General features: G+C 34.2%; 42 protein-coding genes and 1 tRNA gene. 2 read left to right on the forward strand and 41 right to left on the reverse strand.

From position 1 onward, the window contains the following. Position 1: 1 nt before the first annotated feature. From fni to TL18_RS07310, 17 genes are all read right to left on the reverse strand, one after another. Positions 2–1,048: a type 2 isopentenyl-diphosphate Delta-isomerase gene (fni, locus tag TL18_RS07230; protein WP_067043575.1), complete on the reverse strand. Its 1,047-nt coding sequence runs from the start codon at positions 1,046–1,048 to the stop codon at positions 2–4. A gap of 3 nt (positions 1,049–1,051) precedes the next feature. Further along, positions 1,052–1,852 (reverse strand): isopentenyl phosphate kinase, encoded by an 801-nt coding sequence (locus tag TL18_RS07235; RefSeq protein WP_067043578.1) that lies wholly within the window; start codon positions 1,850–1,852, stop codon positions 1,052–1,054. A gap of 4 nt (positions 1,853–1,856) precedes the next feature. Then, positions 1,857–2,819 carry a mevalonate kinase gene (gene mvk, locus TL18_RS07240; protein WP_067043581.1) on the reverse strand — a complete coding sequence of 321 codons (963 nt, stop codon included), beginning with the start codon at positions 2,817–2,819 and terminating at the stop codon, positions 1,857–1,859. A gap of 9 nt (positions 2,820–2,828) precedes the next feature. Then, entirely contained in the window at positions 2,829–3,677 is an 849-nt protein-coding gene (locus TL18_RS07245; RefSeq protein WP_067043584.1) for an MEMO1 family protein, read from the reverse strand. A gap of 9 nt (positions 3,678–3,686) precedes the next feature. Continuing rightward, positions 3,687–4,289, reverse strand: a complete 603-nt coding sequence (rpsB, locus tag TL18_RS07250) for a 30S ribosomal protein S2 (protein WP_067043587.1) — start codon at positions 4,287–4,289, stop codon at positions 3,687–3,689. A 12-nt stretch (positions 4,290–4,301) separates the two neighbouring features. After that, on the reverse strand, positions 4,302–4,496 hold the full coding sequence (locus TL18_RS07255) for a 4Fe-4S dicluster domain-containing protein (protein WP_067043591.1): 195 nt from the start codon (positions 4,494–4,496) through the stop codon (positions 4,302–4,304). 21 nt (positions 4,497–4,517) lie between these two features. After that, positions 4,518–5,762 (reverse strand): phosphopyruvate hydratase, encoded by a 1,245-nt coding sequence (gene eno, locus TL18_RS07260; RefSeq protein ID WP_067043594.1) that lies wholly within the window; start codon positions 5,760–5,762, stop codon positions 4,518–4,520. Positions 5,763–5,899: 137 nt separating this feature from the next. Continuing rightward, positions 5,900–6,082 (reverse strand): DNA-directed RNA polymerase subunit K, encoded by a 183-nt coding sequence (locus tag TL18_RS07265; RefSeq protein WP_067043597.1) that lies wholly within the window; start codon positions 6,080–6,082, stop codon positions 5,900–5,902. 81 nt (positions 6,083–6,163) lie between these two features. Further along, complete coding sequence (locus TL18_RS07270) at positions 6,164–6,334, reverse strand: DNA-directed RNA polymerase subunit N (RefSeq protein WP_067043599.1); 171 nt, start codon at positions 6,332–6,334, stop codon at positions 6,164–6,166. 48 nt (positions 6,335–6,382) lie between these two features. Further along, positions 6,383–6,784, reverse strand: coding sequence for a 30S ribosomal protein S9 (locus tag TL18_RS07275; protein ID WP_067043602.1), 402 nt, complete (start codon positions 6,782–6,784; stop codon positions 6,383–6,385). 18 nt (positions 6,785–6,802) lie between these two features. Next, entirely contained in the window at positions 6,803–7,225 is a 423-nt protein-coding gene (locus TL18_RS07280; protein ID WP_082706436.1) for a 50S ribosomal protein L13, read from the reverse strand. Positions 7,226–7,238: 13 nt separating this feature from the next. After that, positions 7,239–7,604: a 50S ribosomal protein L18e gene (locus TL18_RS07285; RefSeq protein ID WP_067043620.1), complete on the reverse strand. Its 366-nt coding sequence runs from the start codon at positions 7,602–7,604 to the stop codon at positions 7,239–7,241. After that, a complete protein-coding gene (locus TL18_RS07290) occupies positions 7,604–8,407 on the reverse strand; it encodes a DNA-directed RNA polymerase subunit D (protein WP_067043623.1) in 804 nt (267 codons plus the stop codon). Before TL18_RS07290 ends, TL18_RS07285 begins: the two co-directional genes overlap by 1 nt. A 15-nt stretch (positions 8,408–8,422) precedes the next feature. Then, positions 8,423–8,815, reverse strand: coding sequence for a 30S ribosomal protein S11 (locus TL18_RS07295; RefSeq protein WP_067043626.1), 393 nt, complete (start codon positions 8,813–8,815; stop codon positions 8,423–8,425). A gap of 11 nt (positions 8,816–8,826) precedes the next feature. Further along, positions 8,827–9,366: a 30S ribosomal protein S4 gene (locus tag TL18_RS07300; protein ID WP_067043629.1), complete on the reverse strand. Its 540-nt coding sequence runs from the start codon at positions 9,364–9,366 to the stop codon at positions 8,827–8,829. Between the two features lie 62 nt (positions 9,367–9,428). Further along, entirely contained in the window at positions 9,429–9,878 is a 450-nt protein-coding gene (locus tag TL18_RS07305) for a 30S ribosomal protein S13 (protein WP_067043632.1), read from the reverse strand. A 183-nt stretch (positions 9,879–10,061) separates the two neighbouring features. Next, a tRNA-Ser gene (locus TL18_RS07310) sits at positions 10,062–10,146 on the reverse strand. A gap of 211 nt (positions 10,147–10,357) precedes the next feature. Here TL18_RS07310 and TL18_RS07315 point away from each other — a divergent pair. Continuing rightward, the gene (locus tag TL18_RS07315; RefSeq protein WP_067043636.1) at positions 10,358–10,915 is read left to right on the forward strand and encodes a LemA family protein; all 558 of its coding nucleotides are present in this window, start codon (positions 10,358–10,360) and stop codon (positions 10,913–10,915) included. Positions 10,916–10,929: 14 nt separating this feature from the next. Further along, complete coding sequence (locus TL18_RS07320) at positions 10,930–12,705, forward strand: DUF2207 domain-containing protein (RefSeq protein WP_067043639.1); 1,776 nt, start codon at positions 10,930–10,932, stop codon at positions 12,703–12,705. Between the two features lie 88 nt (positions 12,706–12,793). Here TL18_RS07320 and TL18_RS07325 read toward each other — a convergent pair whose 3' ends face one another. From TL18_RS07325 to rpmC, 24 genes are all read right to left on the reverse strand, one after another. Further along, on the reverse strand, positions 12,794–13,759 hold the full coding sequence (locus TL18_RS07325; RefSeq protein WP_067043642.1) for an RNA-guided pseudouridylation complex pseudouridine synthase subunit Cbf5: 966 nt from the start codon (positions 13,757–13,759) through the stop codon (positions 12,794–12,796). A gap of 73 nt (positions 13,760–13,832) precedes the next feature. Continuing rightward, positions 13,833–14,054, reverse strand: a complete 222-nt coding sequence (locus TL18_RS07330; RefSeq protein WP_067043645.1) for a 50S ribosomal protein L14e — start codon at positions 14,052–14,054, stop codon at positions 13,833–13,835. Further along, entirely contained in the window at positions 14,055–14,576 is a 522-nt protein-coding gene (gene cmk / locus TL18_RS07335; RefSeq protein ID WP_067043648.1) for a (d)CMP kinase, read from the reverse strand. Beyond that, positions 14,576–14,842, reverse strand: coding sequence for a 50S ribosomal protein L34e (locus TL18_RS07340; RefSeq protein ID WP_067043651.1), 267 nt, complete (start codon positions 14,840–14,842; stop codon positions 14,576–14,578). The genes cmk and TL18_RS07340 overlap by 1 nt, the downstream gene beginning before the upstream one ends. Positions 14,843–14,959: 117 nt before the next feature. Continuing rightward, complete coding sequence (locus tag TL18_RS07345; RefSeq protein ID WP_067043654.1) at positions 14,960–15,538, reverse strand: DUF106 domain-containing protein; 579 nt, start codon at positions 15,536–15,538, stop codon at positions 14,960–14,962. A 10-nt stretch (positions 15,539–15,548) separates the two neighbouring features. Further along, on the reverse strand, positions 15,549–16,109 hold the full coding sequence (locus TL18_RS07350) for an adenylate kinase (protein ID WP_067043657.1): 561 nt from the start codon (positions 16,107–16,109) through the stop codon (positions 15,549–15,551). Between the two features lie 44 nt (positions 16,110–16,153). Then, on the reverse strand, positions 16,154–17,512 hold the full coding sequence (gene secY, locus TL18_RS07355; RefSeq protein WP_067043660.1) for a preprotein translocase subunit SecY: 1,359 nt from the start codon (positions 17,510–17,512) through the stop codon (positions 16,154–16,156). A 41-nt stretch (positions 17,513–17,553) separates the two neighbouring features. Beyond that, entirely contained in the window at positions 17,554–17,991 is a 438-nt protein-coding gene (locus TL18_RS07360; RefSeq protein WP_067043662.1) for an uL15m family ribosomal protein, read from the reverse strand. A 15-nt stretch (positions 17,992–18,006) separates the two neighbouring features. Beyond that, positions 18,007–18,465 (reverse strand): 50S ribosomal protein L30, encoded by a 459-nt coding sequence (locus TL18_RS07365; RefSeq protein ID WP_067043664.1) that lies wholly within the window; start codon positions 18,463–18,465, stop codon positions 18,007–18,009. 12 nt (positions 18,466–18,477) lie between these two features. Beyond that, positions 18,478–19,119: a 30S ribosomal protein S5 gene (gene rpsE, locus TL18_RS07370; protein ID WP_067043665.1), complete on the reverse strand. Its 642-nt coding sequence runs from the start codon at positions 19,117–19,119 to the stop codon at positions 18,478–18,480. A 2-nt stretch (positions 19,120–19,121) separates the two neighbouring features. Next, positions 19,122–19,703 (reverse strand): 50S ribosomal protein L18, encoded by a 582-nt coding sequence (locus TL18_RS07375; protein WP_067043667.1) that lies wholly within the window; start codon positions 19,701–19,703, stop codon positions 19,122–19,124. 2 nt (positions 19,704–19,705) lie between these two features. After that, positions 19,706–20,161: a 50S ribosomal protein L19e gene (locus TL18_RS07380; protein ID WP_067043669.1), complete on the reverse strand. Its 456-nt coding sequence runs from the start codon at positions 20,159–20,161 to the stop codon at positions 19,706–19,708. Positions 20,162–20,292: 131 nt separating this feature from the next. Beyond that, positions 20,293–20,622 carry a 50S ribosomal protein L32e gene (locus TL18_RS07385; protein WP_067043671.1) on the reverse strand — a complete coding sequence of 110 codons (330 nt, stop codon included), beginning with the start codon at positions 20,620–20,622 and terminating at the stop codon, positions 20,293–20,295. A 14-nt stretch (positions 20,623–20,636) separates the two neighbouring features. Next, positions 20,637–21,173: a 50S ribosomal protein L6 gene (locus tag TL18_RS07390; protein WP_067043673.1), complete on the reverse strand. Its 537-nt coding sequence runs from the start codon at positions 21,171–21,173 to the stop codon at positions 20,637–20,639. Positions 21,174–21,181: 8 nt separating this feature from the next. Continuing rightward, complete coding sequence (locus TL18_RS07395) at positions 21,182–21,574, reverse strand: 30S ribosomal protein S8 (RefSeq protein WP_067043675.1); 393 nt, start codon at positions 21,572–21,574, stop codon at positions 21,182–21,184. Between the two features lie 11 nt (positions 21,575–21,585). Then, entirely contained in the window at positions 21,586–21,729 is a 144-nt protein-coding gene (locus TL18_RS10770; RefSeq protein ID WP_069574686.1) for a 30S ribosomal protein S14, read from the reverse strand. Positions 21,730–21,738: 9 nt separating this feature from the next. Further along, positions 21,739–22,251 (reverse strand): 50S ribosomal protein L5, encoded by a 513-nt coding sequence (locus tag TL18_RS07400; protein ID WP_067043677.1) that lies wholly within the window; start codon positions 22,249–22,251, stop codon positions 21,739–21,741. Continuing rightward, positions 22,248–22,976, reverse strand: a complete 729-nt coding sequence (locus TL18_RS07405; RefSeq protein WP_067043679.1) for a 30S ribosomal protein S4e — start codon at positions 22,974–22,976, stop codon at positions 22,248–22,250. The genes TL18_RS07400 and TL18_RS07405 overlap by 4 nt, the downstream gene beginning before the upstream one ends. A gap of 1 nt (position 22,977) precedes the next feature. Further along, a complete protein-coding gene (gene rplX, locus TL18_RS07410) occupies positions 22,978–23,328 on the reverse strand; it encodes a 50S ribosomal protein L24 (protein WP_067043682.1) in 351 nt (116 codons plus the stop codon). Positions 23,329–23,337: 9 nt separating this feature from the next. Then, positions 23,338–23,736, reverse strand: coding sequence for a 50S ribosomal protein L14 (locus tag TL18_RS07415; protein ID WP_067043685.1), 399 nt, complete (start codon positions 23,734–23,736; stop codon positions 23,338–23,340). A gap of 5 nt (positions 23,737–23,741) precedes the next feature. Beyond that, positions 23,742–24,059 (reverse strand): 30S ribosomal protein S17, encoded by a 318-nt coding sequence (locus TL18_RS07420; RefSeq protein WP_067043688.1) that lies wholly within the window; start codon positions 24,057–24,059, stop codon positions 23,742–23,744. Positions 24,060–24,070: 11 nt separating this feature from the next. Next, positions 24,071–24,349: a ribonuclease P protein component 1 gene (gene rnp1, locus TL18_RS07425; protein ID WP_067043691.1), complete on the reverse strand. Its 279-nt coding sequence runs from the start codon at positions 24,347–24,349 to the stop codon at positions 24,071–24,073. Positions 24,350–24,433: 84 nt separating this feature from the next. Next, on the reverse strand, positions 24,434–24,772 hold the full coding sequence (yciH, locus tag TL18_RS07430; RefSeq protein WP_067043694.1) for a stress response translation initiation inhibitor YciH: 339 nt from the start codon (positions 24,770–24,772) through the stop codon (positions 24,434–24,436). Then, positions 24,773–24,979: a 50S ribosomal protein L29 gene (rpmC, locus tag TL18_RS07435; protein WP_067043697.1), complete on the reverse strand. Its 207-nt coding sequence runs from the start codon at positions 24,977–24,979 to the stop codon at positions 24,773–24,775. Positions 24,980–24,997: the final 18 nt, after the last annotated feature.

A 24,997-nucleotide genomic window follows, 5' to 3' on the forward strand; every position in this document is an offset into this window, starting at 1 on the left:
TTCATCTCCTTGAATAATTTTTTGTGTTAATACCTCTTTCGTTTAGCCATTCCCTTGTTTTTCCTCGAATAACTAAATTAGATTGTTTCAATTCTTCAATGTTGCTAGCTCCAACTAAAAACATTGCAATCCTTAATGAATCATTAAATCTTTGAATAAATTTGTTTAATTTTTCCTGTGAATCAGAATTTTTTAAGAATGGTAATGCCATACCAACAGCATCAGCTCCAAGAGCAATAGCTTTAGCCGCTTCAAGACCTGTTCTGATACCTCCAGAAGAAATAACAGGAACATCCACTGCATTAGTTACTTCAACTGTACTGATTGCAGTTGGAATACCCCAATCCCAGAATATCTCCCCAAGATATTTGTCATCAGATCTGTATGTTTCAACGGCCGCCCAGCTGGTTCCTCCAGCACCTTCGATGTCAATAAAGTCAACACCCGCTTCAACCAATATCTTAGCTGATTCGGCTGAAATGCCGCAACCTGTTTCTTTGGCAAGCACCGGAATGTCAACTGCATCAGTAATTTGAGCAATCAAGTCAGTGTATCCTCTTGCATCCAAATCACCTTCAGGCTGTATTGATTCTTGAAGAGGATTTAGATGAATGGCCAATATATCAGCATCCAAAATCTCAACCGCTTTTTCAGCCAAGTTCAATTGAGGTGCTCCAATATTACCAACTAATAAACAATTAGGCGCATTTTCACGAACAACAGTATAAGTATCTTCCAATTCAGGGTGTTCACAAGCTGCTCTTTGAGATCCGACACCTAAAGCAATATTATTATTTTCAGCAGCAATTGCCAACTGTCTATTGATTGCTTTTGCAGAAGGATGGCCTCCTGTAATAGCTGTTATGAATAAAGGTGAATCTAATTTTTTACCAAAAACGGAAGTTGATAAATCAATTTCCTGCTTGTCAATTTCAGGCAACACATTATGGATCAATTCAATATCTTCAAATCCATTGGTTTTATCCTTAAATTCAACATCATAATTTTCACAAATTAATAAATGCTCTAATTTTCTATCTGAAATCATAAATTAATTTCCCCTTGAAATTATAGTTCCTTTGACCTTTTCGTTTTCCAATACTTTAAAAATATTATTTTCGACTTCAGCATTTATTATTTTAGATTCAATTCCTAAATCTGCTAAATATAACAATTCTTTGATTTTTCCAACCATTCCACCGGTAACATCGACATTGGTTGTGCCCTCCAAGGTATCCAGATCTTCGAGGGATGAAAACTTATCAAAGAATATAGCATCATCATGTGTTTTAGGGTTCTTATTATAAACGCCATCCACATCAGTTCCGAGAATGACTTCATCAGGGCTAAGATTCACTGCCAGATATTGAATGAGCTGATCGCCTGAAATAACGCAGATTTCCAACTCATCATCTAAAACAACATCCCCATAGATTACGGGAATAAATCCTTTATCAAGATATCTTTTAAATGAATCCAAGTTGCCGTGAGTAATTCTTTTATTGGTTGCTGTCATGAAACTTGAAGCAGGAATTGCCACAACAGGCAGACCTTCCTTGATAAATGCTTCACAGACATGCATATTTAATTTCTTAACGGCATTTTGAGTTTCGCAAAAACCGATTCTTTTTTCTGGAAACTCAGATTTGTCGAATGCCTCACCAATTTTATATTTCTTAGCAGGAGGATGTCCGAATGAACCGGCACCATGGACTATTATTAACTCTTTAAAAGAATTGTCCAGGGAGGATTTTATCTCACGAGCGATTCTTTCAAGACTCCCAGCATCAACTTCACTTTCTGAGGAATCCTTGTTTGTCAGAATGCTCCCGCCAATTTTTAAAATAATCATAAAATCACTTGTAAACCCTTGAAGAAACCCCTCTTTTAGTAAATCTAATTTTTAAAATGTTATCATCACGAGCAATAGCACTTGCCACTTCATCAACTCTTCCAGGACAAAGTGCAATAATACTACCTCCACCACCAGCGCCAGTGGTTTTGGATCCAATAGCTCCTGCTTCCCTTGCATTATATACCATACGTGAAAGTTCTAAAGTGTTTACTCCCAAAACATCCAAAAATCCATGATTGATATTCATCAATTCTCCAACCTTGTTGAAATCTTTCTTCAAAATAGCCTGCTTAGCATAATTGGTAAGATTTCCCATAGCTGTAATGACAGGATTTATGATTTTAGGATTCCTGTTTTTCAGATTTCTAACATCTTTAACCATTTTGCCTGTATTTCCATGCTTTGTTGTATATCCAACAACAAAAGGAGCGTTGAAATTGACTTTAAAATGTTCAACTTTCTTGTTTCTAGACAGATAAACCAATCCTCCATAGGTGGATACCAATGTATCCAAAGGACTGGCCACTCCCTGAACAGCCTGTTCAACCATATGGGCATCATGGGCTAAAGACTTTTTATTGAAACGAACGTTATGATATCTGTATAATGCAGCCAGCATAGCCACTGTAACCGCTGCTGATGAACCTAATCCAGAACCAATAGGAACATTTGAAGATAACGTGACCTCTATTGGACTGTGGTCATGTGCTCTATAAAGAGATTCTAAAATATATCTAATAATACCTGGTTTTCCTTTTGTTAAAATGTATTTTTTCTGACGTGAGAGTAATTCAGCTTCAAATCCTATATCAGGTGCTTTGAAAATGGATTTTTCATTGTTTGATTCTCTAATTGTAATATAAGCTCTTTTATTTACCGCTCCCGCAATTGCAGGTTCATCATAAACGACTGAATGTTCACCGAATAGAATTGTTTTTGCCGGAGCAGAAGCTTTAGCTATCATGAATACACCTTACTTAAAAATACCTGAAGCATAACCTACAACCGAACTAAAATCGCCAGTCACATCACCGCTTGTTTGGTATGCAAGAATTTCAGATTCGTTTTTATCTGCCATTTTAGAGATGACAATTGTAGTCATTACAGGCCCGTAACCACACATGGTAATATTGTATTGAATCACTTCTTCGAATAATTTGAATTCATTCATCTCTTCAATATCCTCTAAAACAAAGCCGTCGACCTTATTTGCTTTTTCCTGATTATTGAAATGGGACAAATCCGTACTTGCAATAACTGCATATGATTTGCCCAATTTGTTTCCTGCTTCGAATATGGATTTTGCTAAATCGTTTGAAGCTAGAAAGCTTTGGGAACCCATAGTTATGGGAACAATTTTAAAATCAGAAGAAAAATACTGAAGAAACGGTAGCTGAACTTCAATACTGTGTTCACGAATGTGAGCAGAAAAATCGGCAGATGCAAAATCCGAAGAGGATATTATTTCATCTGCAAACTCTTTGTCCACCTCAACATTTCCCAGAGGAGTAATCCATTCCCCCTCATTGAAAACAGAAACTTCACTACCTAAACCAGTATGATTTGGACTTAATATTATGAAAACTTCAGGAAAACCATTTTGAACGATTTTGCAATAGCCATGAGAAGCTATTGCGCCAGAGTATTGATAACCTGCATGAGGGACCATAACGTTTATAGGGTAATCTTTCCCATCAAAACTGTTCAATTCCGGTATGAAACCAACACCGGATTCATCTAAAAAACAACTTTCAATAAGCCTTTTTAGATTTGAAGCATCCTCCGGATAGAATAATCCGGCTACAGCAGGTTTTCTTAACATTTAACTCACTTAAAATTTAAGTTCGAAATCAGTTGAATCAATATCCAAGTCACCGTCTTCAGGAATGTCTCCTCTTTCTCTTAAGATTTGTCTTGCAAGTAACCAGTAAACTAAAGCAATAGCTTTTCTACCTTTGTTGTTTACAGGTACAGCAATATCAACAAAACTGAGCAAGTTTTCAGTATCACATAATGCAATTACAGGAATACCGTTTTGTTTGGATTCGAGAATTGCTTGTGCATCTGATCTTGGGTCAGTTACGACAATAATTTTTGGTTCAATAAATTTAGCATAATTTGGGTTTGTTAAAGTACCAGGAATGAATCTACCAGGAATGGTTTTTGCACCGGTAATTTCACCGAATTTTTTAACAGGAGCTTGACCGTATTGTCTGGTAGCTACTACTAAAATATCATCTGGGTCATATTTTGCTAAAAGTTTTGCAATTTGTCTGATTCTTTCATCGGTTTTTTGAATATCTAATACATATAAACCATCGGATCTTACTCTGAATATGTATTTTTCCATATCACTGGTTTTTTGTTGAGTTCCAATGTGTAAACCTGCTGCTAAATAATTATCTAAATCTATTAAAAGTTCGTCATTTGCCATTTTTTCACCTATTTAATCTTCATCTTCAATTTTAACGCATTCGTTAGGACATACATCCATACATACTTCACAATAACTACATTCTGAAGGGTCAGTAATTACTATTTTGTCCCCTTCAAGAACTAATACTTCCATTGGGCAGACATCAGCGCATTCTGCGCAGTCAGCACCATCACATTTATCATAATCAATAGTTACTTTAGCCATTTTATTTTCCCCAAAACAATTTTAAAATTTTCCCATCTGAGGATTTGGGAGTTCCTCTTCAATACGAATAAGCTCGTTTAGTTTAGCAATTCTTTCCCCACCAATAGCTCCGGTTTTAATCATAGGGGATGAAAATCCTACTGCCAAATGAGCAATGGTTTCATCGGTAGTTTCACCGGATCTGTGAGATACTACGGGAACTATGTTATTTTCCTTAGCTAATTTTACAGTTGCATAAGTCTCGGATAATGAACCGATCTGATTCGGTTTAATGATGATTGCATTAGCAGCATTCATTTCAATACCTTTTGATAGGAGTTCCTTATTTGTTACAAACAAATCGTCTCCACAAACAAGGCATTTATCACCGACTTTTGCAGTTAATTGAGCAAATCCATCGAAGTCAGACTCATCAAATGGGTCTTCTACATAAAATATATTATAAGTATCAATAATATCTTTTACGAAATCGATTTGATCACCGGTATCTCTTTTAATACCATCTTGAGCATAAATATATTTTTGCTCTTTTGCATCCCATAATTCGGATGCAGCCATATCTAAAGAAGGTCTGATTTCAATACCTAATTCATCACCAACCTCTTCACAAGCTTTAGCTTGAATTTCCAAAGCGGTATCATTAGTGATATTAGGAACCCAACCTCCTTCATCACCTTTGCCTCCAGTGAAATTTGAATCCTTGGTTTGAATCAGTTCTTTTAGTTTTTTATGAACTGAAGCGTTTGCAAAAATTGCATCCATGACATTGCTGGCACCAACAGGAACAACCAAAAATTCCTGAATATCCGGTGCATTAATGCCCGCATGCGCTCCGCCATTCATCATGTTTCCAAGAGGGAAAGGCAATTCGTTTACTAAATTTCCACCAATGTATTTATATAATGGCATATTGTAAGATGCAGCTGCAGCTTTGGCCGCTGCCATTGAGATTGCAACAGTAGTGTTACCGCCGATAGCAGACAGATTATCAGTTCCATCAACTTCCCTCAATACTTCATCGATGGTTGCCAAATCTTCAGCATCCATACCGATGAGTTCAGAAGCGATCATATCTTCCATTTCACTTACAACTTCATCAATTCCACCTTTAGGGAATGGTACTACTTCTCTTGAACCAGTACTTGCTCCACTAGGCGCAGCAGCTCTACCTGAACTATTCCAAGTAACGACATCTACTTCGATAGTCGGGTTTCCTCTGCTGTCCAAAATCTTTCGAACTTGGACGTCTTCTATTATACTAACCAAAAAAAACACCTCAGTGCCATTTAATTTATTACCATATAATCTATACTCTTTAAAAAATCAGTAAGTTTCTTTATAGAGTTATGTTGGTATTTTTTATTTTTTTTAAATAAATATTAGGAATAAATAGAAAAAACTATTTATTCATCTCTAATAACATCTAATGGTAAAACTCCAGCTTTAAGTTCTTCATAAGCTATATCAATCGGATCTAAAGAATCTTTAATTTCGACTAAAGGCTTAGCACCCATAGATATTTGGATTGCTCTAGCTCCAAGAAGTCTAGCTCTTTCAAACCTTGTCAATTTTTTTTCAACATTCATGAATATTACTCCATTTTTTAGGCATATATTTTACCAAGATTATATTTTTTAATTAAAAAATATCCCTACGAATTGAAAAATTCATTCCCATGTTTCGACATGAGAAATTAACATTCTTCTACAACAGTATCTAGTTAACCCTAAGTCATCCAAAACATCTTTTGACTTTTCACCAGCTGCAATTCTTTTATTGTATTCATCGAAAAGAGCTGAAACAGGTTTTCCACAACTTAAGCATCTAATAGGAATCATTTATATCATCTTTTTTAATTTTAATTAAAATATAAAATTACAGAAGAATTATCTGTAACTTTTTTGTTTACGTGCTCTTGCACCAGGACCACCGTATTTTTTAGGTTCTGAACGTCTTGGGTCACCTACTAACATGGTTCTGTCATATTGTATGAATTTTTCTTTTAAATCCATATCTTGTGACCATTGGACGAGTCCTTTTGCAATTACCATACGTGCAGCTTCAGCTTGACCCATTACTCCTCCACCAAAAACGCGGATATTAATATCCACTTCATTAGCTAAGTCACCAGCTAAGATTAATGGTTCTTGTAATTTCAAGTTAGCAAGCTCTGGAGAATAAAGTTCTAAAGGAACTCTGTTAATTCTAACTTTACCGGTTCCTTCACGAACAGTACCTCTTGCGATAGCTGTTTTACGTTTTCCACTAGTATGAATAACTTTAACCATAATTACACATCCATTTATCTAAAAGGTAGCTCCTAAAAGTTTGGAGATTTCTCCTAATTCAATACCTTTTTTAAGATCTTTGTATTCTGCTTCCGGAACTGAAGTGAGTTCTGCATCTGCATATTCTGCTGGTACACCAACAAATGCTTTTAAACCTTTGAATGCAGTTTTACCTTTAGCTTTTTTGAAAGGTAACATTCCTCTTACAGTTCTTCTAAATATATCATCTGGTCTTCTAGGATATTTAGGACCTAAGTCACGAGGGTTAGAAATACTTGCCCTGTCAACTCTTTGTTTGTATTTAGCATAAGCCCAATCCTTGTTACCAGTTAACATAATTTTTTCAGCATTAAGAATAACTACTTCTTCGCCTTCTAAAAGATTTTTACTAGTAATACTAGCTAATCTTCCTAAAACGCATCCTTCTCCATCAATAATCATAATAACACCCTATCTATTCCATGATCCTAATGTTTGACCCTTTAGGATTTGATTCGATTATCTCGTCAATTGAGATGCATTCTCCACCAGCACTTTCGATTTTTTCTTGTGCTTTAGCTGAGAATTTTAATGCTACTACATCTACTTTTTCTGTTAAATCACCGTTTGATAAAACTTTACCCGGTACTAAAATAGTTTCACCAGCTTCAGCATGTCTTGCAATGTCAGACAAATTGACTTCAGCGGTTCTTCTGTTAGACCTGGAAAGTCTTTCTGCAACATCCTTCCAGATAGCTGCATCTTCACTTCTTGATTGTTCATAAAGTTTATTAATAAGTTCAATAAGGTTAGGATTTGTTTTTATAACTTTTTTAACCATTATTTACTTCCTCCTTCATCACTAAATCTGATAAACTTATCTGCTTTTTCACCTAATACTTCACAAGCTTTTAATAAAACTTCTTTAGGAGGCATTGATCCATCAGTTTCAATTCTAAATATGAAATCATTTTCACGATACCCTACATTAATGTATCCATTAGTTGAAGCTCTAACACAGCTTTTACACATGGTACAGTTTTCAATGTCCAAAATCTTAATCTTTTTAGACCTTCTGTCAGATTTTAAAACACCTCTAGGACATGCTTGAGCACAATCATAATCAATTTCAATATCATCATTGAAAGTGATTTCCGGATATTGCTTGTATGCACAAACAGTAGTTGGCATCCATTTAGCATGTTCTTTTCCGTAACCTACTTTTGCAACAGCTTCAATATTGAGTTCTTCGCCTTCTTTAAGTTTAACTAAAGGAATGGTATCGTATACTGGTTTAATTTTTGAGTCTGAAGATATTAAATCCTTAGAATAAACTACTTTAGGTCCCACTTCATTTAAACTGAACATGATACCATTTGAAAACTCTTCCCAGTCATCATCTTCAGGTAAAGATAAACCTTCAAGAGCATCAAGATCAGAAACTAAAGGAGTTAAACCAAGTCTATGAGCGAGTACCTCATTAAACATTGCAGAATCATTTCTGATAATATTCACATCTTCGATAGCTATTTTAGGTACGTTTACCATAGCACATCTTCTTATAGCATTGATAAAAGGCACTTCTGCATCGCGAACAATGAATACAATTTCATCATTGCTTTGACTCTTTAATTCTATCTCCATATTAAACCCTTCCGCTTAGACTCTTCTTCCTCTTTTACCACCAGGTCTTCCAGTACCATCGTGAGGAATAGGAGTAATATCTTCTATTTTTCCTATTTTAATTCCAGCTCTTGCTAAAGCACGAATAGTAGCTTGTGCACCAGGTCCAGGACTTCTAGGTCCATTTCCACCAGGAGCTCTTACTTTAATATGTAAGCCAACAAATCCTTTTTCTTTAGCATCATCAGCTATTCTGGTTGCTGCAGCCATAGCTGCGAAAGGTGAAGCTTGTTGTCTGTCTGCACGAACAACTCTTCCACCAGACCATTGAGAAATAGTCTCAGCACCAGTAATATCTGTTACAGTAATAATAGTGTTATTGAATGATGAGTAAATATTAGCTATACCCCATTTTTCATCTTTTGCCATAGTTACACCCTTTATTCCTCAGTATTAGCTTTATTAGCTTTGCTATTGTTGTATTCTTCAATTTGTTTAGCTACAGGTGAAGAACGGTAGAAACCGATTTCATCTTCTTGACCTTTTAAAACCACATAACTTGGTGAGTTGATTTTTTTACCAGCTAAAGCAATGTGTCCATGTACAACAAACATTCTTGCTTCTTTAGGAGTACGAGCTAAACCTTTTTTGTATACAATAGTTTGTAATCTTCTTCTTAAGATATCTTCAACGTTTAAATCTAAGATTTCTTCAAGAGCAGCACCTTCAGGCAAAACACCGGTTCTAGCTAAGTGTCCTAATAATTGTAATTTTTCTTCTTGCATTTGATCAGCAGAAAAACCGAGTAAGTATCTTGCTTCCCTACTGTATCTTCTGACTAAAGTATCAGCTTTCCAAATTTCTTTTTTGTTTTTTAAACCGTATTTAGTCATTAATTTATTTTCATTTTTAATTCTTTCCGCGTTCCAAGGATGTGGTGGTGTATTATACTTTTTCCTTGCTTTTCTAGGTTGTCCCATTAAAACATCTCCTTAATAAAATTGAATTTAAATATTTAATTTTTTTAAAAAAAAGTTCATGTCTATCCGCGTGAACGTTTTACACCAACTGAAGAACTTTTTCTGAAAGTAGATTTGGTTCTTTGTCCTCTAACAGGTAAACCAACTTCGTGTCTTCTACCTTTGTAACTTCTGGTCTTTTTCATTCTGTTCAAATCATCTCTTAAAGTCATGTCAAGATCAGATTCGATTAAGTGAATGTCGTCACCAGTTTCATAGTCTTCCCTACGGTTTAACATCCAGCTAGGAATGTCAAATTTCTGTGGGTTTTCTAAAATTTCTTCAATTCTTAAAACATCTTCGTCAGCAATGTATCCAATTTTAGAGTCTAAATCTAAGTCTAAAGTACGGCACATAGTTTTAGATAAAGATATTCCAACACCTTTAATTTCGGTTAAAGCTTGTTCAATGGTTTTATTACCATTTACATCCTTTCTTGAAATACGCACTAAATGCTTAAAATCGTCTTCCATTAAATAACCTCCATTTATAGAGCGAACCTACGAGACGTAAAATTATAGATTCGAATGTTTTGACTAGCAAAACACAGTTCTTTCAACAAATCATAAACTTAGCTTATTAAGCTAAGAGTGCAAAAATATCAGTTTAACAAGTATTTTTAATGATATAAAAAAATATAGTTAAAAACTAATAAACGCCGAGACTGGGATTTGAACCCAGGAGGGCTGAACGCCCACGAGATTTCCAGTCTCGCGCCTTACCAGGCTAGACTATCTCGGCATAAAATAGTTAGCAATACTTGCACATCATATTGTCTAGAATAATATGATAACATAATATATTTAGTTACACATATATAAAGGTATTGTTTAAAAGCCCTATTTTTAAAAAATTAATTATTTTGCAAATATAATTATAATTTGCCGGACATTAAACATAAAAAAGCAAAGTATATTTTAAATTATCATTATATTTATTAATAGGTGAAAAAATGAATTGGATTATTATAATAGTAGTCATTATATTAATAATATTTGTTGTCGTGACACTAATTCACATGTACAACAACCTCGTTGGACTTAGAAACCGCGTGAAAAACAGTTACGCACAAATCGATGTTCAACTTAAAAGAAGAAACGATTTAATACCAAACCTTGTAGAAACCGTTAAAGGTTATGCAGCTCATGAAAAAGGCGTTCTTGAAGAAGTGACAAAAGCAAGAACCAGCGTAATGAACGCTTCATCTATAGAAGAAGCAAGTGCTGCAGACAACCAATTGACTGGCGCTTTAAAATCATTGTTTGCTGTTGCTGAAAATTATCCGGAACTTAAAGCAAATAGTAATTTCCAACAGTTACAATCCGAATTAACTGAAACCGAAGATAAAATTTCATATGCAAGACAGTTCTATAATGATGTGGTTTTAAAATACAACAATGCTTGTCAACAATTCCCAAGCAGCATCATTGCACGTTTGTTTGGTTTTAAAGAAGAATCATTCTTTGAAGCACCTGAAGCAGAAAAAGCAGTCCCTGAAGTTAAATTTTAAATTGAGGATACCACATGAATGTTAAAAAGACATTTTGTATAATCATATTCCTCCTGATATTATTTTCAACATTGACCATAGTCTCAGCTGATGATGATAAGAGTTACAGCATAGAGAAAGCATTTATCGAGTTGACTGTTGAAAAAAACGGCCTTCTACATGTAGAAGAACAGCTGGATTATACATTTGATGGGGAATTCAATGGAGTCTATAGGGATATTCCTTTAAAATCAGGAGAGAGTATAGGGAATATCCATGTAGAAGCAGAGGGCGCTTATCCTGTTTTGAAGGAAATTGACCAGGACGGTAAAAAACGTCTGAAAATCTATTTATATTCTGATGCAGCCCATACTAAAAAAATAAGGGATTGCTCCGTATCTGTTTTTATCAGCTATGATTTGAAAAATGTCGTTACTCTTTTTAATGATGTTGGAGGACTCCAATACAAACTATGGGGAGAAGATTGGGATGTCGGTGTCGGATCTGTAGACGCCACAATTTTCGTACCGGGAAAAGAAGGTAATGAATATTTCCTAAATCCACAGGAATATAACTATACAAGCAGAATAACTGGAGATAGAATAACTGCCATATCCACATCCATTCCTAAAGGAGAATTCTATGAATTGCTTCTTTTAATGCCAATTGAAGATTTTGATGATAATGCGCCTTATGCAAAGCATGTTAATCAAAACGGTAGGGAAATGGCAATGAAAAACCTAAACGATAGTGTGAACGGGAGAAATTTCTGGAACACAACATATTTAGGCTTGGCATTACTGTCAATTCTCAGCCCGATTGGCGCAGCATTTACATACCTAAAATACGGTAGAGAGCCAAAAGTGGATTATGATGGAATCTATGAAAGAGAATTGCCTACAAATGATCCTCCAGAGGTAATTAATGCACTTATTGAAAATAAAGTCAATATTGGAAAACCAAATATGAAAGGATTTGAATCATCCATCATGAACCTGATTGACAGGAAAATCCTAAAACTATATACTGAAGTTGACCCTAACACTGAAACAAAAGATTTGATATTAACATTTAATCATGAAAAGGAAAATGAATTGAGTCGCAGCGAGAAAATCGTATTTAATACATTGTCACATTTCGCATACGATAATTCATTGAATCTTTCCAGATTAAATGACAGGTTATCTTCAGAATCTGAAGCGCAATGGTTTGTCAATCAAATCGAAAAATGGGAAAATTCAGTTGAAAAAAAAGCGAATGCACCGTACTACTTTGATGATACCGGTTCGACTATCAGCAGTTTTATAATGTTCGGAGGATTGATATTTGGAATAATTATCCTTATATTAGGTTTCATAACCAATCTTTTAAACGGATTTTACTGTATCATCGCCGGAATATTTCTAATAATATTCTCAGTGGCAATGATGTTTCTTAATGAAGACATCTTTGGAAGATGGACTGAAAAGGGTAGAGTCTTCTACCTCAAATGGGATAATTTCAAGAAATTCTTAGAGGACAACAGTTTAATTGAAGAACACCCTCCAGAATCAATCGTTGTATGGAAAAAGTACTTGATTTATGGTACCGCGCTTGGAGTAGCTGATGAAGTCTACGAATCCATGAAACTTCAAGTGCCGAACATATCCGATTATGACGATGGAATATTCATGTACCATTATTACGGAGGATATGGTCTGATGGATAGCGCTTACCATACTAGTGAAACTACACTTAACCCATCATCCGACTCCAGTGGATTCGGTGGTCTCGGAGGAGGATCAGGTGGTGGAGGTGGAGGAGCTTTCTAGCTTTTCCATTCCCTTTTCTTTTTTTTAAAACTTAACAAAAAAATAGCAATTACATTAACAAATAGTTAACTGATTAGAAATAACAATATCATTTCCAGAATCTTGGATATGTATCAGGTTTCATGAACACTTTAGAAACATTAACAGCAAAACCGGAATCTGATTCTAAAATTTCATTGGAATTCAATAATGAATGACCTGCTCCAACTAATTCTCCCTTAAGAGTTTCAATTGCAACGATATCATTTTTTTGAATATTATCCGCCAATTCTGCAATACCTCCGCATGCAAGGTCCGCACCATGGCATATTGCATCAACTGCGGAGTCTTTAATAACGATTTTAGGCAAATAATCAGCAGCCCGTTCCATCGGCATGATGGCTTTACGCAAGAATGATTCATCACCATCCTCTATCCAGAAATGGTATGCGTCAGTTACATCCTGAAGTGTAACGAGATTATTCTTTTCATTGAAAGAACCTACTTGGGTTCTTCTAAGTTCTGCCATATGGGCTCCAACGCCTAATGCTTCACCAATATTGTGACAATAAGTTCTAACATAAGTTCCAGCTTCACATCCTATCCTGAATAAAACATCACGGCCTTCAATTTCATAAATTGTTGAATAATAAATGTTACGTGTTCTCAATTCACGTTTTACAGCAGATTTTACAGGTGGAAGTTGGAATATCTTACCAGTGAATTCGGCAAATACTTCACGTATCCTTTCTTCTGGAACATCCTGGTGGAAAGTTAAAAGACAAACATACTCCTTAGGAGCAGTTAACAATAACTGAATAGCCCTTGTTGCATCATCCAATCCCACAGGCAAAATTCCGGTAACCTTAGGATCCAATGTTCCGCCATGTCCAGATTTCTCAACCGGTAAAATTCTTTTAATCCAAGAGTCGATTTCATGAGAAGTCGGACCGGATGGCTTATCCAAATTGATAACACCTTTAGAAATATATTCAGACATTTCCCTTTCTTCAGGCTTACATCCAAAATCAGATGAAGTAAAACTTTTTGATTTAGTTACCATATCAAACTTCATGAAAAAAACCTTGAATATTAATAAAAAAATAGTTAAATAAAAAAAGATATGAATAATAGTTTTAATTATTCATTTATAAGTCAGCTAAAGCTGCTTTGATAGATTCAGCATCGCCAGAAACATCAATAGAATCTGCAGTTGGTTCTAAGTGAGCAATATTACATCTTCTGTTTTTAACAGCTTCACCAATTACTTCTACAAAGTTTTCATCGATAATTTCAACGATTGCACATTTTTCGCCTGCTTCTCTACCAGCAGTTTTAACACATACTCTACCTACTTCGATTGATGCCATTTATATCACCTTTAATGTTGTTGTAATGATTTCTGATATGCTTTCAGGGTCAAAGCTATCAGTATTTATAATTAAATCATAAATATCCATGTTTTTAATGTCAATGTCATGGATAAGTTTATATCTTAAAGCCTCACTTTTTTCACGGAGAATAATTTCTCCTTTAGCTATCTCAACAGACTTGTTTTCCCTTTGAGCTATTCTTTTAGAACGAACATCAAATGGAGTCATTAACCAAACTCTTAAATCAGCATTTTCAACAAAGAAGGCTGATAATCTTCCTTCGATTATTAGATTATCTGAAGATTTAGCTTTTTCAGCTTGCCTTTTATCAATTTCTTTATCAATATCATCATTACCTTCGGCAAATTCGCTGAATTCAAGAACACTCATTCCCATTTCAGCAGCCATTTCCCTAAAAATGAAACCTGCAGAAATATACGGAATGTTTAATTCGTCACTCAACACTTCAGCAAGTGTTGTAGTTCCGGTTCCCGCTAATCCGCCGATTGTAATTATCATTATTTTCTAGCCTCGTTTTTGAAATATTTACGAGCACAACTTGAGCATAAGTACCCACCAAATGGACGGTTAGGTCTTTTTGCTGTTTTTGATAATTTTCCAATTTCATATGGACGTCCACGAGGAACTCCATGTAATACTGCACCACACTCAGCACAAACATGCTTAGATGGTTTTTTCTTTTTATATCTTAAAACATTAGCTCCGCCAGGAGTGTTTTTATGAATTCTTTTATATGATCTTGATCTAAACCTATTTGCAGGCATTTAATCACCTTAATAATTTTTAATAAAATATTTAATAATTGTGTAATAGCGTATTCAAAATAGAATACTATAATATATTTTTCTCATTATTAATAAATGTATAGTTTTTAGGCAAATTTAGAACCCTTGTTTGAATCCTAAATATTTTCTTAAAATCTGACTCATACCAAAGGTACAAATCATATACCATAATAACCAACCAATTCCATAAGGGATAGTAGCTTTACCACCGTACATTACACTTCCTAATGCGTGCCAAATTGGAGTTAAAGTAATCCAATATACGGTTTGAGGCAATATAATAACTAAATCATTTATTGCAGAAGATCTCATCCAAAAGAATATCAAAATAATCGGAACGAAAGTTACAAACATCGGTTTGAACTGTTCAGTCATCATAGCTGTTTGATCTTTCATCATTTCAGCCTGTTCAGCCTGAAGTTTTGCAATTTCTTTCCCGTCCCCTCTTTTTTGAGCATCTCTTAATCTTTTATTAAACTCTTTCATACTTGCCTGTCTTTCATTTAATTCATCTTGATCAACTAAATATTTATTAGCAACAGTAGTTATCAAAGAAACGATGAACGCAATAATCAAAACAGTTAAAGCAGGGTTAGTTGGATTCGGATCCATCGCTAATATCGGATTGAAAATGGAATTCAATACACCATAAACTGGTCCCAATAAATCAGCCATAATCATACCTCTATAAATTTAATACATTCACTAATTTGGAAACTGAAGAATTTAAATGATTATCATGATTTTCGACAATTTTAACAGTAGCTCCAGTTAAAGTTGCATAAGCCATTGAAGTAGCTCTGTTCATTTCTTGATGTAACTTGATATCCTTAGCTTTTTGAACATCTCTTTGACGAGTTTCGTCATTTAATCTTCTGTAAATAATTTCATCAGGGTTTGCTTCAATCAATATGAAAAGATCCGGCTGCAATTGTTCTAAAACCCAAATTGGCAAGCCCGGTAAGAATCCGGCCGGAGTATTGATTGTACAATGAGTATCCACAATAACATTATCATTTTCAGATCTTTCTTTAATTTCCTTAGCAGCTTTAGCTTGAATTTCTTTTTGTGTTTCAGCTGGTAATTTTCTTAAAGAATCCCTGTCTTCAACAAGACCCTCTTTAATAGCAATTTCAGTCATTATGTCACCATAATTTAAGTGTACATAATCAACTTCTTCAAGTGCTTTTTTGAGTAATGTTGTACTTCCAGAACCTGGAATACCTGTTAATACTACTAATTTCAATTTAATCCCTCTTTATTTGTTAAAAAGAAAAAAATAGAAGATATTTAATCTCCTAAGAATTTTCTAAGAAGTGGATTTGCTGACATGAGTTGTTCCTCTGCCATTTCTTCATAAAGCTTATGAAGAATACCTACAGTAAGCAATACACCAGTACCTCCACCTAAAGCACTGGTTAAATCTGCAAGGAATGCAATAAGTCCTACATAGACCCCACTGATAATAGTGAGTGCAGGAATATATTTCTTTAAAATTTTATATAATTGACGTTTACTACTTCTGAAACCAGGAATCTGAATACCTGAGTTATAAAGTTGTTCAGAAATCTTTTTAGCATTTAATCCACTGATTTCTACCCACAAGTATGAGAATAAAATACAACATACAATGAAAAATATTGCATATACAAGTACATGAAGCGGTTCAGTTACAAACATTTGTAACTTAGGAGTGGATAATAACCAAGCAATACCATCCACCGCTTTACCGTTCTCTGTGCGTCCTAAAATTGGGAAACCAATTTTTTGGAAAATGTTTGCAAACAATGTTACGTTAACGAGTAAAGCACTTGTTAAGATAACTGGCATGTTACTTGAATAAACAAATTTCAAAGGATATTTACCGACAGATCCTCTAATTCTTCCATGACCTCTAACGCTACCATGGGAAATAGGAATTTCAACTCTCATGGCCTCTCCATAAAGAACAACCAGGAATACAATAATAGTTGCGATTAATGGAATCAATATACTGAAGTCAGGACGACCTGCAGCACATAGTTGGATAAATTTAGGAAGAATACCTGCAAATAAACCATCAGAACCATTCAAAATACTGAAAGTACCAACAATAATTTGTTGACATACACCTGCAGCAATGAATAACCCGATACCACTACCGAATCCCCATTTTGAAACAACTTCATCAAGGTAAATAATAACTAATGCACCAATAACAAGTTGAAGAATCAAAATAAATGTGTATGAACTGTCAATAGGTGTTAAGTTACCTGTTAATACCAAAACACTTGCTTCAAATACAGTGAAAACAATAGAAAGTATTTTTTGAGTAGCTTGGAAATGAGATTTATCTTTATGGGATGACAAATCCAATTCTAAAAGATTTGAACCCACTAATAATTGTAAAACAATGGATGCTGTAACAATCGGACCAATACCTAATGTAAGGATTGAACCGAAACTTCCAGCCATAACTGCTCTTAATTGAGCAAATGAATCAATAGCTCCCGGAATTAAACCATATAATGGAATTTGAGTTAATATAAAGTATAAAACTAAAACAAGAGCTGTCCATTTAAGTTTTTCGTTAAAATCTTCTCTGTGAACAGGAGATTTAACTTCCGGGACAACTTTAAATATTGGCTCTAAAACTTCTAGCGCGGACATTTTATTCCCCTATAATAATTAATTATTAATAGAGAAAAAAGCTATAATTCTATAGCTTCTCCTCCTAATTCTTCAATTTTTTCAATAGCAGCTGCGGAAAACTTAGGAGCTGAAATTATGAAAGTTTTGGAAATTTTACCTTTAGATAAAACTTTATCAAAACCTAATTCAGTTACATCAATGACAATTGCATCTCCATCTTTGGATGCTTTTCCTTGTGCAATTAAATCATCAGCTTGTTCTTCTAAGTAACTTAAATTAACAGCATTAACTTTTTTAATCATTTTTTGAGGTCTTTTGAAACCATGTTTACCAAAGTGATCAGGGTCGTGGATTACAGTCCAAGTCCAGTGTTGTTTACCCATACCGGCTTTTCCTTTTCCACCTTTGTTACCTGCACCTCTACGTTTTTTGGTACATCCTCCACCGTTGGATCTAGAACCTCTTTGTTTGTTAATTTTACGTTTTGTTCTAATCATAAATATACACCTGATTTAAAGCATTCTTTTTGCAAGATCTTTAATTTCTTCTCCCCTGTAACCTAAAGATCCACCTTCTTTTACAGATAAACGGATGTCTTCATATCCTTTTCTTGGAGGGTGTAAACGGAATACAGGTTTAATTCCAACATCAGCTAATTTAACTTTAGAATCGATTAAAGCTTCAGCTAAATCAGCAATGTCTTTGTAATCAGTATTTTCAGCAACGTATTCATCAGTGACTTTTACATTTCCTGGGAGTCTACCTCTTTTAGCAATGATAGCAGCTAAAGTTTCTGCATCAATTTCACCCCAGGTGATGTAATCCTTAGCTTTTTGAAGCATACCTTCATAACTAGGATTTTCTTCAACGATTACTGCGTGGCTGATTCTGTTAAGTCTTAACATGTCTAATGTGTCAGCAATATTTTTAATGACACCGGTAGTTCCTCTAACTCTAATAACCAAAAACATAGTAATCACCATCTAGTAGTTAACTCCCATTTTTTTGAGGTCTTCTTTGGTAGCTTTAACATTACTTAATTCTTTTAAAGCATCGAATACTGCATTAGCAAAGTTAACAGTAGTTTGGGTTTGTCCGAAAGATTGTGACCATACATCGTGAATACCAGCAAGTTTTAAGATAGTTTTACCAACATCACCGATTACTAAACCGACTCCTGCAGGAGCTGGCATTAAGGTAACGCTTACACTACTGGTTTTACCTTGTACTTTGAAAGGAACTGTGTGTTCTCTTCCACAAACACAACCCCAATCTCCACAACCTCTTCTTACTTTAATAATGTTGTATTTAGCGTTGTCTACAGCTTTTCTAATAGCAGGACCAACCTCTTTAGCTTTACCTTGGCCTAATCCTACGTATCCGTCTTTGTTACCAACAGCAACAATTACTCTGAAATTAACTTTTCTACCAGATTTATGCATCCTTTGAACTAAGTTAACATCCATTACTTCTTCTTCTAAATCTGGAATTAAGGCATCAACTATTTCTAATTCCATAATTGGAAGACCTTTTTCAAAGATTTCATCGATATCAGTAATGGTTCCATCTTTAACTAATTTACCCATTTTAGTTTTAGGTTCCCATTCATCAATATTAAAACTCATAGTTATACCTCTGCCTCATCAATATTCTTAATAGTTTCATCAAAGTTTTCCGGTAAATCTTTAGGATTAAGTCCTCTTTCAAAATACTTTGAGAATTTTTCAGCAACTTCTTCTGCATCTAAGGATTCAGCATAATTTGCAACATGTTCTCCTCTGATACGTTCATCTTCAGGGAAAATGAAATCGCCGTGAGGGATATCTAAACCTGCATCAACAGCACCTTTAAGAGCTGCAAATACTTTAGATCCTTTAATTGGAGATTTTAAACCAATATCTAAAATCGCACTTTCAACACCTTTAGCTAAAGCTCTTTTAGCACAGAGATAAGCGGTTAAGTAAAATGCTGAAATGTTATTAGTGTGACCTAAGTAACCGAAACTAGCTAATTGTTTACTTACAGCAGAAGCAACAGTGATATCTCCTTCAGGAGCATAATCAATAACTTGAACGGTTGCATGAGAATTTGAAACTCTAACAACTAAACGAGATTTGTCATAATCAACTAATTTCATTCTAGCTGCATAATCAGTTTTACCTTCTCTTCTTCTTCTGAATGCTACTTTATAATTAGTTCCATGTGCCATGTTTATTCATCTCCTTTAATCATATCATGGTCACGGGCGTAGTTTCTCATGTAAGATTTACTTCTGAATGCGCCACCCTTAGCCATTTTGTATAATTTACGATAGGTAGTAGCATCGATAATTTCTTCTTCACGCATTTCTTTAAGATCTTTTCTTAAAGCCCTTATAGTAGTCATCCAAGCTTTTTTCTTAGGGGTACGTGCTTTTTTAGCTCCTTTTACACTACCTCTACCTTTTCTTTTACCTTTTGCTTTTTGTTCTTTAATTTTTTTAGATCTATAGCTACTAATACCTTTTTCAGGTTTTGCTTTAATAGCTCCGTCGTTAATTAACTGCTTTACTCCTTCTCTAGTAATCGCCATGGATACTTCTTCTAATCTTTCCGGATCGATCCATACACGATTAAGCCCTACTTTGAGTATACTAGCAGCTAATCTTCTTTGAGTTGTAAGATTCATATATATAATCCTCCATATTCAGCCTAGCTGATTAATTTAGATAAAATCTAAATTCCCTTTTTAATTTTATTTTACAGTCAATACAATTCATTAAAAACCCCGGAATCGATTGACTTATAAATATGATTAATTTATTTATTTAAAACTTTAATTCCGAGTTCTGATGCTTTTTGTAACATCAAATCTTTTTTCCTTTTTCCGATAGAAGCGCTTATTCTTGCAGCATCAGTAGCTGGGTCTAAGTCTTCTAATTCTTTCATATTATGAACAAGAACATCATTATATCCTGAAGGGTGTAAATACCTAATAGCTCTAGGGGTTCTGTAACCAATAGCTGGCATGTCAGGTTTTCCTGCTTCATATCTTCTCATTTTACTGGTTTTACCTCTAGGGCGTCTCCATTTGATTCCAAGTTTTTTATAACGAGCATATTCTTGTCTTTTAAATCTTTTATTAGCCATTTAAATCACCAAACTTATTCCTTGCTAGTTAAATATATTCCGTCTTGGAATACTCTAGGATCTCTTCCTTTAATTTTGGTCGCTTGTTCTAAGTTAGCCATAGTTTGACCAACATGTTCCTTATTAATACCTGTAATTGTTACCTCATCACCTTTTACTGCTACTTCAGCACTGCCGACGATTTTAGCAGTTCTTGGGTGTCTTTCCCCGAGGAAATTATCAATTACTACTACATCATTTTGAACTTTCACAGTCATTGGAAAGTGAGCAAAAACGATTTTCATGTGGTATGTGAAACCATCAGTTACACCGGTAATCATATTGTTAATGTGTGCTCTAGTGGTTCCAATCATTGCTTTGTCTTTCTTTTTTGGGAATGCAGTTTCTAAAACAACTACATCATCTTCTTCCTTAATACTTACATTAGGATAAGTAAATTTTCTGGAGTCTTCTCCATTAGGTCCTTTTACAGAAACCTCATTATTTTCAATTATAACTTCAACGCCTTCAGGGATTTCAATTTCTTCCCTTATAGCTGCAGCTACTACCATTTTATCACCTAATACATGTAAGCCAACAAACGTCCGCCAATTCCTCTTTCCTTAGCCTCATAGTGAGTCATAATTCCTTCAGGAGTTGTGACGATTAAAATACCAAAGTTTTTTGCTGGCAAATATCTTTTTTCAAATTTCTCAAATTCATCTTTCTTAACAGCATGACGAGGTTTGATAACACCACATTTGTTAATGTTACCTTCTAATTCTACTATGAATTTTCCTGCCCTGTTGTCATCAATATATTCAAAATTACCAATATAATTCTCTTTTTGCATAGTGCTTAACACTTGTCCAATTAATTTAGACGCAGGAGAAATAACACAAGAGTCATTAACTTGTAATTCGTTATTTCTGATATTAGTTAAAGCATCAGCAAGAGGATCCATAAGACTCATATTTATAACCTCTAATTATATTTTTTAAATCCTATTTTAGGGGCAATTTCCCTAAAACATTGTCTGCATAAGTTTAATCCATATCTACTAATCATAGCAGAATGGTCTCCGCAACGACTACATTTTTTAGCAGCTTTTCCGTATTTTCTTGGCAAAATATCACCTTATTCTGTTACATAATTAACTTTGAAGTTTTCTTCCATAAATTTCATAGTTTCTTCTTTAGAAATTCTATGTTTTTGAGGAACTTTCTTTTGTTGGATTTTTCTTTTAGAAATTCTGTAACCTGGTTTTTCAAAAGTAACAGAAACATTCATACCAAAAATACCAATATCAGGATTATATCTCATACCTGGAATATCAATATGTTCTCTAATACCAAAAGAAAGGTTTCCTTGAGCATCAAATTGAGTAGGTTTAATATTTCTACTAATACCTTCTAATACCATATCAATAGCTTTATCTGCTTTTTCTCCACGTAAAGTTAATTTACATGCGATTGGTTGTTTTTTCCTAATACCCCATTCAGGATTAGTTACTTTAGAGTAAGTTTTAACTGGGGTTTGATCGAACATTTGTTCTAAAAGGGTAATAGCACGGGATAATTTTTCACCTGCTTCACCAACACCAATACTTACAGTAGCTTTTTCGATACGTACTTCATTCATTGGGTTCATTTATTAACCTCCAATAAAGATATTGCTGGTGCATCGTTACCAACTACAAATGCATAATCTTTTAAAGTTAAGAATTCATCTTTAGAACTATTCTCAATAATAATAGTATTTGGATTGGAAGATTTGTTTTCAATAATTTCAGATATGGTACCTAATTCACCAGTGTGTTTACCACCAGTAACAAGAACGGTAGCTCCTTCTTGTAAAGGATATGCTTCAACAATTTCTTGTTCAGGTACTTTTAAACAAATAACATCTCCAACAGAGTAGTCATCTTCATCAATGATAACATTTTTACCATCATGAAGGTTTAATTGAGTTTTTCCACCTTTAATGGTAGATTTATTAACAACCTTAGATAATTTAGCACTACTATCATCAATTAAGTCTAATTGTAATCTTCCTTTTCTATCTAAAAGAACTCTATAAGCTTCCTCAGTTTTTGGAATTTCGACAATGTCCATAAATCCAACTGGGAATTTATAATCTTTAACAACTCTTCCATCAACTAAGACATTACCAGAGTTAATAATTCTTTTTGCTTCTCTAGCATTGTCAGCTAATTTTAAAACATCTCTAATAACTAATGTTAATGGAATAGAATCATTAATGGAATGTGAACCTGCGGAAGGTTTTACAGTCCAAGTATCTTCTTTAGGATGAATAGGCCAAGATTTTGGTGCTTTATATCTTTTAAGATGTTTTCTAGATCCCATTTTAGCCATATTAATTATCTCCTTTATTTTTAATTCTTCTATCGTCTTTTAAATCTGCATCAATAATAATTAAGTTAGATGGGTCAACTGGGAGAAAAGTAGCAGTTCCATCAGGTTTGGATAAAGTAACTTCTTCGATGGTTACTTTGTATGAACCATAATCTACACTAAGAACTTCTCCTTCATGTCCTTTGAAATCTCCACGGACAACTCTAACTTTGTCTCCTGATCTGACTGGTAAAGATTTTTTTCCTAATTTTTCTTTTAAATCTTTACTTAAAGAAGCACTCAAATGTTTTCCACGAGCGTGAGCAGGAGCATTATAAAGAGCTTTTCTTTGTTTTCTTGGTTGTTTTGACATTTTTTCACCTTATACTAAAATATTTGCTGCACTACCTACACTAGGCCATCTGTCAGCTGCTTCTTTAGCAACAGGACCTCTAATTTCAGATCCTTTTAAAATTCCTTCAGGAGTAATAATAACAGCTGCATTATCTTCGAATTTAACACGAAGACCGTCAGCACGTCTATATTCCTTTTTTTGTCTAACTACTACTGCATTGACAACTTCTCTTCTCATGTCAGCAGTTCCTTTTTTAACAGAAGCAACAACTAAATCTCCAACACCAGCAACGTCGAGTCTCCTTCTTACACCTTTGAATCCTTTTACGGAAATGATTTCGATTTCACGTGCACCGGTATTGTCAACACATTGGAGGGTTGCTCCAATTGGTAATGCTTTAGTAACACTTGAGGTTAATGGTTTCATAATAATTACTCTCCTTTAACTTCAACTAAAACAAAATGTTTAGTCTTACTTAATGGTCTGCATTCTGCAACTTTTACAGAATCACCAACATTCACACTTAAACAATCTGGTTTGTGAACGTTGATTTTAGATTTCCTCTTTTCATATCTTTCATATTTTTTAATGAATTTATAGTAACTACGTTCAACAGTAATGGTCCTTTCTGCTTTGTTACTGACAACAACACCTTCAAGGACTTGACCTCTTACAGGCAAAGTACCGTGGAAAGGGCAGTTAGGATCATCACATGTAGTTTCTGGTTCTTGAACGTTAAGCCCAACCATATTATCACCATTTATATTTTTTTAAACCTTTTTTTTATTCTATCTTCAGGACGAATTGACAAAATGTTACCATCAATTTCAACTTTTTCCCCGTCAGGAAGTTCAAATACGAATAATGTTCCATTTTTAGGAATCATTTTCTCAGTATTGTCCTCTCCTTCAATTTTAATGGTATTCTTTGTCTCATCAATAATTGTTCCTTTTAAATTAAGAGACTTATTCTTCACATTAGTGGCATGAACCTTCAATCCAATGAATTCATGATGAACTAAGTTATCTGAAGTAATCATTTTCCCAATCTCTTAATATAACATTTACAATAAATAATGCAGAAAATTACAAAATTTTATTGAAAAACATATCGAATAGATGAATTATCTCCTTTTTTTATTATTCTTCTTAGATTCACGAATTTCAATAGTATCAGAAGAGAAACCCATATCAGATAAAACTTCTTTTACCTTAACTTTATGATCTCCTTGAAGTTCAATTTGACCATTTTTAGCAGTTCCTCCACAAGCACATTTTGCCTTAAGAGTTTTAGTGAGTTCCTTGATATCTATATCGTGTTCATCTATACCTTCGATAATAGTCATGAGTTTTCCGAATCTTCTTCTAACTGTAAAAACTTTTAGAGATTGAACTTCACGAGCAATCTCTTCACATACACAAAGTTCTTCTGGAAGCCCACATACATCACAAATTTTTGACATTTAATTCTCCTTTTGTTTTTCATTCAATATTGTAAGAACACGAGCAATTGTTCTTCTTAATTCTCTAATTTTACCTGGGTTTTCATTTACCCCAGCAGCTGCACTTTTAGAAACGTTTTTGGATAATTCAGTTCTGAGTTCAACTAATTTTTCTTGAATCTCATCAACTTCCATGTCCCAAATTTCTTTACTTCTTAAAATCGCCATTGTTCCAACTCTTTTAAG

The organism is Methanobrevibacter sp. YE315 (assembly GCF_001548675.1).
GTDB lineage: Archaea > Methanobacteriota > Methanobacteria > Methanobacteriales > Methanobacteriaceae > Methanocatella.

Excerpts from the sequence above, each read along its gene's own strand:
- TL18_RS07235 (WP_067043578.1), bottom strand. The coding sequence starts at position 1,852 with ATGATTATTTTAAAAATTGGCGGGAGCATTCTGACAAACAAGGATTCC.
- TL18_RS07395 (WP_067043675.1), bottom strand. The coding sequence starts at position 21,574 with ATGAGTCTTATGGATCCTCTTGCTGATGCTTTAACTAATATCAGAAAT.
- TL18_RS07285 (WP_067043620.1), bottom strand. The coding sequence starts at position 7,604 with ATGGTTAAAAAAGTTATAAAAACAAATCCTAACCTTATTGAACTTATT.
- TL18_RS07385 (WP_067043671.1), bottom strand. The coding sequence starts at position 20,622 with ATGGCTAATAAAAGATTTAAAAGACAAGAATATGCTCGTTATAAAAAA.
- TL18_RS07375 (WP_067043667.1), bottom strand. The coding sequence starts at position 19,703 with ATGGCACATGGAACTAATTATAAAGTAGCATTCAGAAGAAGAAGAGAA.
- TL18_RS07340 (WP_067043651.1), bottom strand. The coding sequence starts at position 14,842 with ATGCCTGCAAATAGGTTTAGATCAAGATCATATAAAAGAATTCATAAA.
- rnp1 (WP_067043691.1), bottom strand. The coding sequence starts at position 24,349 with ATGATTACTTCAGATAACTTAGTTCATCATGAATTCATTGGATTGAAG.
- TL18_RS07400 (WP_067043677.1), bottom strand. The coding sequence starts at position 22,251 with ATGAACCCAATGAATGAAGTACGTATCGAAAAAGCTACTGTAAGTATT.
- TL18_RS07275 (WP_067043602.1), bottom strand. The coding sequence starts at position 6,784 with ATGGTTAAAGTTATTCATACTAGTGGAAAACGTAAAACAGCTATCGCA.
- rpsB (WP_067043587.1), bottom strand. The coding sequence starts at position 4,289 with ATGGCAAATGACGAACTTTTAATAGATTTAGATAATTATTTAGCAGCA.
- mvk (WP_067043581.1), bottom strand. The coding sequence starts at position 2,819 with ATGATAGCTAAAGCTTCTGCTCCGGCAAAAACAATTCTATTCGGTGAA.
- TL18_RS07255 (WP_067043591.1), bottom strand. The coding sequence starts at position 4,496 with ATGGCTAAAGTAACTATTGATTATGATAAATGTGATGGTGCTGACTGC.
- rpmC (WP_067043697.1), bottom strand. The coding sequence starts at position 24,979 with ATGGCGATTTTAAGAAGTAAAGAAATTTGGGACATGGAAGTTGATGAG.
- TL18_RS07415 (WP_067043685.1), bottom strand. The coding sequence starts at position 23,736 with ATGAAACCATTAACCTCAAGTGTTACTAAAGCATTACCAATTGGAGCA.
- TL18_RS07325 (WP_067043642.1), bottom strand. The coding sequence starts at position 13,759 with ATGAAGTTTGATATGGTAACTAAATCAAAAAGTTTTACTTCATCTGAT.
- TL18_RS07320 (WP_067043639.1), top strand. The coding sequence starts at position 10,930 with ATGAATGTTAAAAAGACATTTTGTATAATCATATTCCTCCTGATATTA.
- TL18_RS07330 (WP_067043645.1), bottom strand. The coding sequence starts at position 14,054 with ATGGCATCAATCGAAGTAGGTAGAGTATGTGTTAAAACTGCTGGTAGA.
- TL18_RS07365 (WP_067043664.1), bottom strand. The coding sequence starts at position 18,465 with ATGTTTTTGGTTATTAGAGTTAGAGGAACTACCGGTGTCATTAAAAAT.
- TL18_RS07280 (WP_082706436.1), bottom strand. The coding sequence starts at position 7,225 with ATGATTATTGATGGAGAAGGATGCGTTTTAGGAAGATTAGCTAGTATT.
- TL18_RS07290 (WP_067043623.1), bottom strand. The coding sequence starts at position 8,407 with ATGGAGATAGAATTAAAGAGTCAAAGCAATGATGAAATTGTATTCATT.
- TL18_RS07345 (WP_067043654.1), bottom strand. The coding sequence starts at position 15,538 with ATGGCTGATTTATTGGGACCAGTTTATGGTGTATTGAATTCCATTTTC.
- TL18_RS07315 (WP_067043636.1), top strand. The coding sequence starts at position 10,358 with ATGAATTGGATTATTATAATAGTAGTCATTATATTAATAATATTTGTT.
- fni (WP_067043575.1), bottom strand. The coding sequence starts at position 1,048 with ATGATTTCAGATAGAAAATTAGAGCATTTATTAATTTGTGAAAATTAT.
- yciH (WP_067043694.1), bottom strand. The coding sequence starts at position 24,772 with ATGTCAAAAATTTGTGATGTATGTGGGCTTCCAGAAGAACTTTGTGTA.
- TL18_RS07405 (WP_067043679.1), bottom strand. The coding sequence starts at position 22,976 with ATGGCTAAAATGGGATCTAGAAAACATCTTAAAAGATATAAAGCACCA.
- TL18_RS07270 (WP_067043599.1), bottom strand. The coding sequence starts at position 6,334 with ATGATTCCTATTAGATGCTTAAGTTGTGGAAAACCTGTTTCAGCTCTT.
- secY (WP_067043660.1), bottom strand. The coding sequence starts at position 17,512 with ATGTCCGCGCTAGAAGTTTTAGAGCCAATATTTAAAGTTGTCCCGGAA.
- TL18_RS07380 (WP_067043669.1), bottom strand. The coding sequence starts at position 20,161 with ATGAATCTTACAACTCAAAGAAGATTAGCTGCTAGTATACTCAAAGTA.
- TL18_RS07265 (WP_067043597.1), bottom strand. The coding sequence starts at position 6,082 with ATGAATGTTGAAAAAAAATTGACAAGGTTTGAAAGAGCTAGACTTCTT.
- rplX (WP_067043682.1), bottom strand. The coding sequence starts at position 23,328 with ATGTCAAAACAACCAAGAAAACAAAGAAAAGCTCTTTATAATGCTCCT.
- TL18_RS07420 (WP_067043688.1), bottom strand. The coding sequence starts at position 24,059 with ATGGTTGGGCTTAACGTTCAAGAACCAGAAACTACATGTGATGATCCT.
- TL18_RS07360 (WP_067043662.1), bottom strand. The coding sequence starts at position 17,991 with ATGATTAGAACAAAACGTAAAATTAACAAACAAAGAGGTTCTAGATCC.
- TL18_RS07305 (WP_067043632.1), bottom strand. The coding sequence starts at position 9,878 with ATGGAAGACGATTTTAAGCATTTAGTGCGTATTTCAAGAAAGGATGTA.
- cmk (WP_067043648.1), bottom strand. The coding sequence starts at position 14,576 with ATGATAATTACAATCGGCGGATTAGCGGGAACCGGAACTACAACACTT.
- TL18_RS07245 (WP_067043584.1), bottom strand. The coding sequence starts at position 3,677 with ATGTTAAGAAAACCTGCTGTAGCCGGATTATTCTATCCGGAGGATGCT.
- TL18_RS07300 (WP_067043629.1), bottom strand. The coding sequence starts at position 9,366 with ATGGGACAACCTAGAAAAGCAAGGAAAAAGTATAATACACCACCACAT.
- TL18_RS07295 (WP_067043626.1), bottom strand. The coding sequence starts at position 8,815 with ATGGCAAAAGATGAAAAATGGGGTATAGCTAATATTTACTCATCATTC.
- rpsE (WP_067043665.1), bottom strand. The coding sequence starts at position 19,119 with ATGAGTTTTAATATTGATGAATGGGAACCTAAAACTAAAATGGGTAAA.
- TL18_RS07390 (WP_067043673.1), bottom strand. The coding sequence starts at position 21,173 with ATGGTAGTAGCTGCAGCTATAAGGGAAGAAATTGAAATCCCTGAAGGC.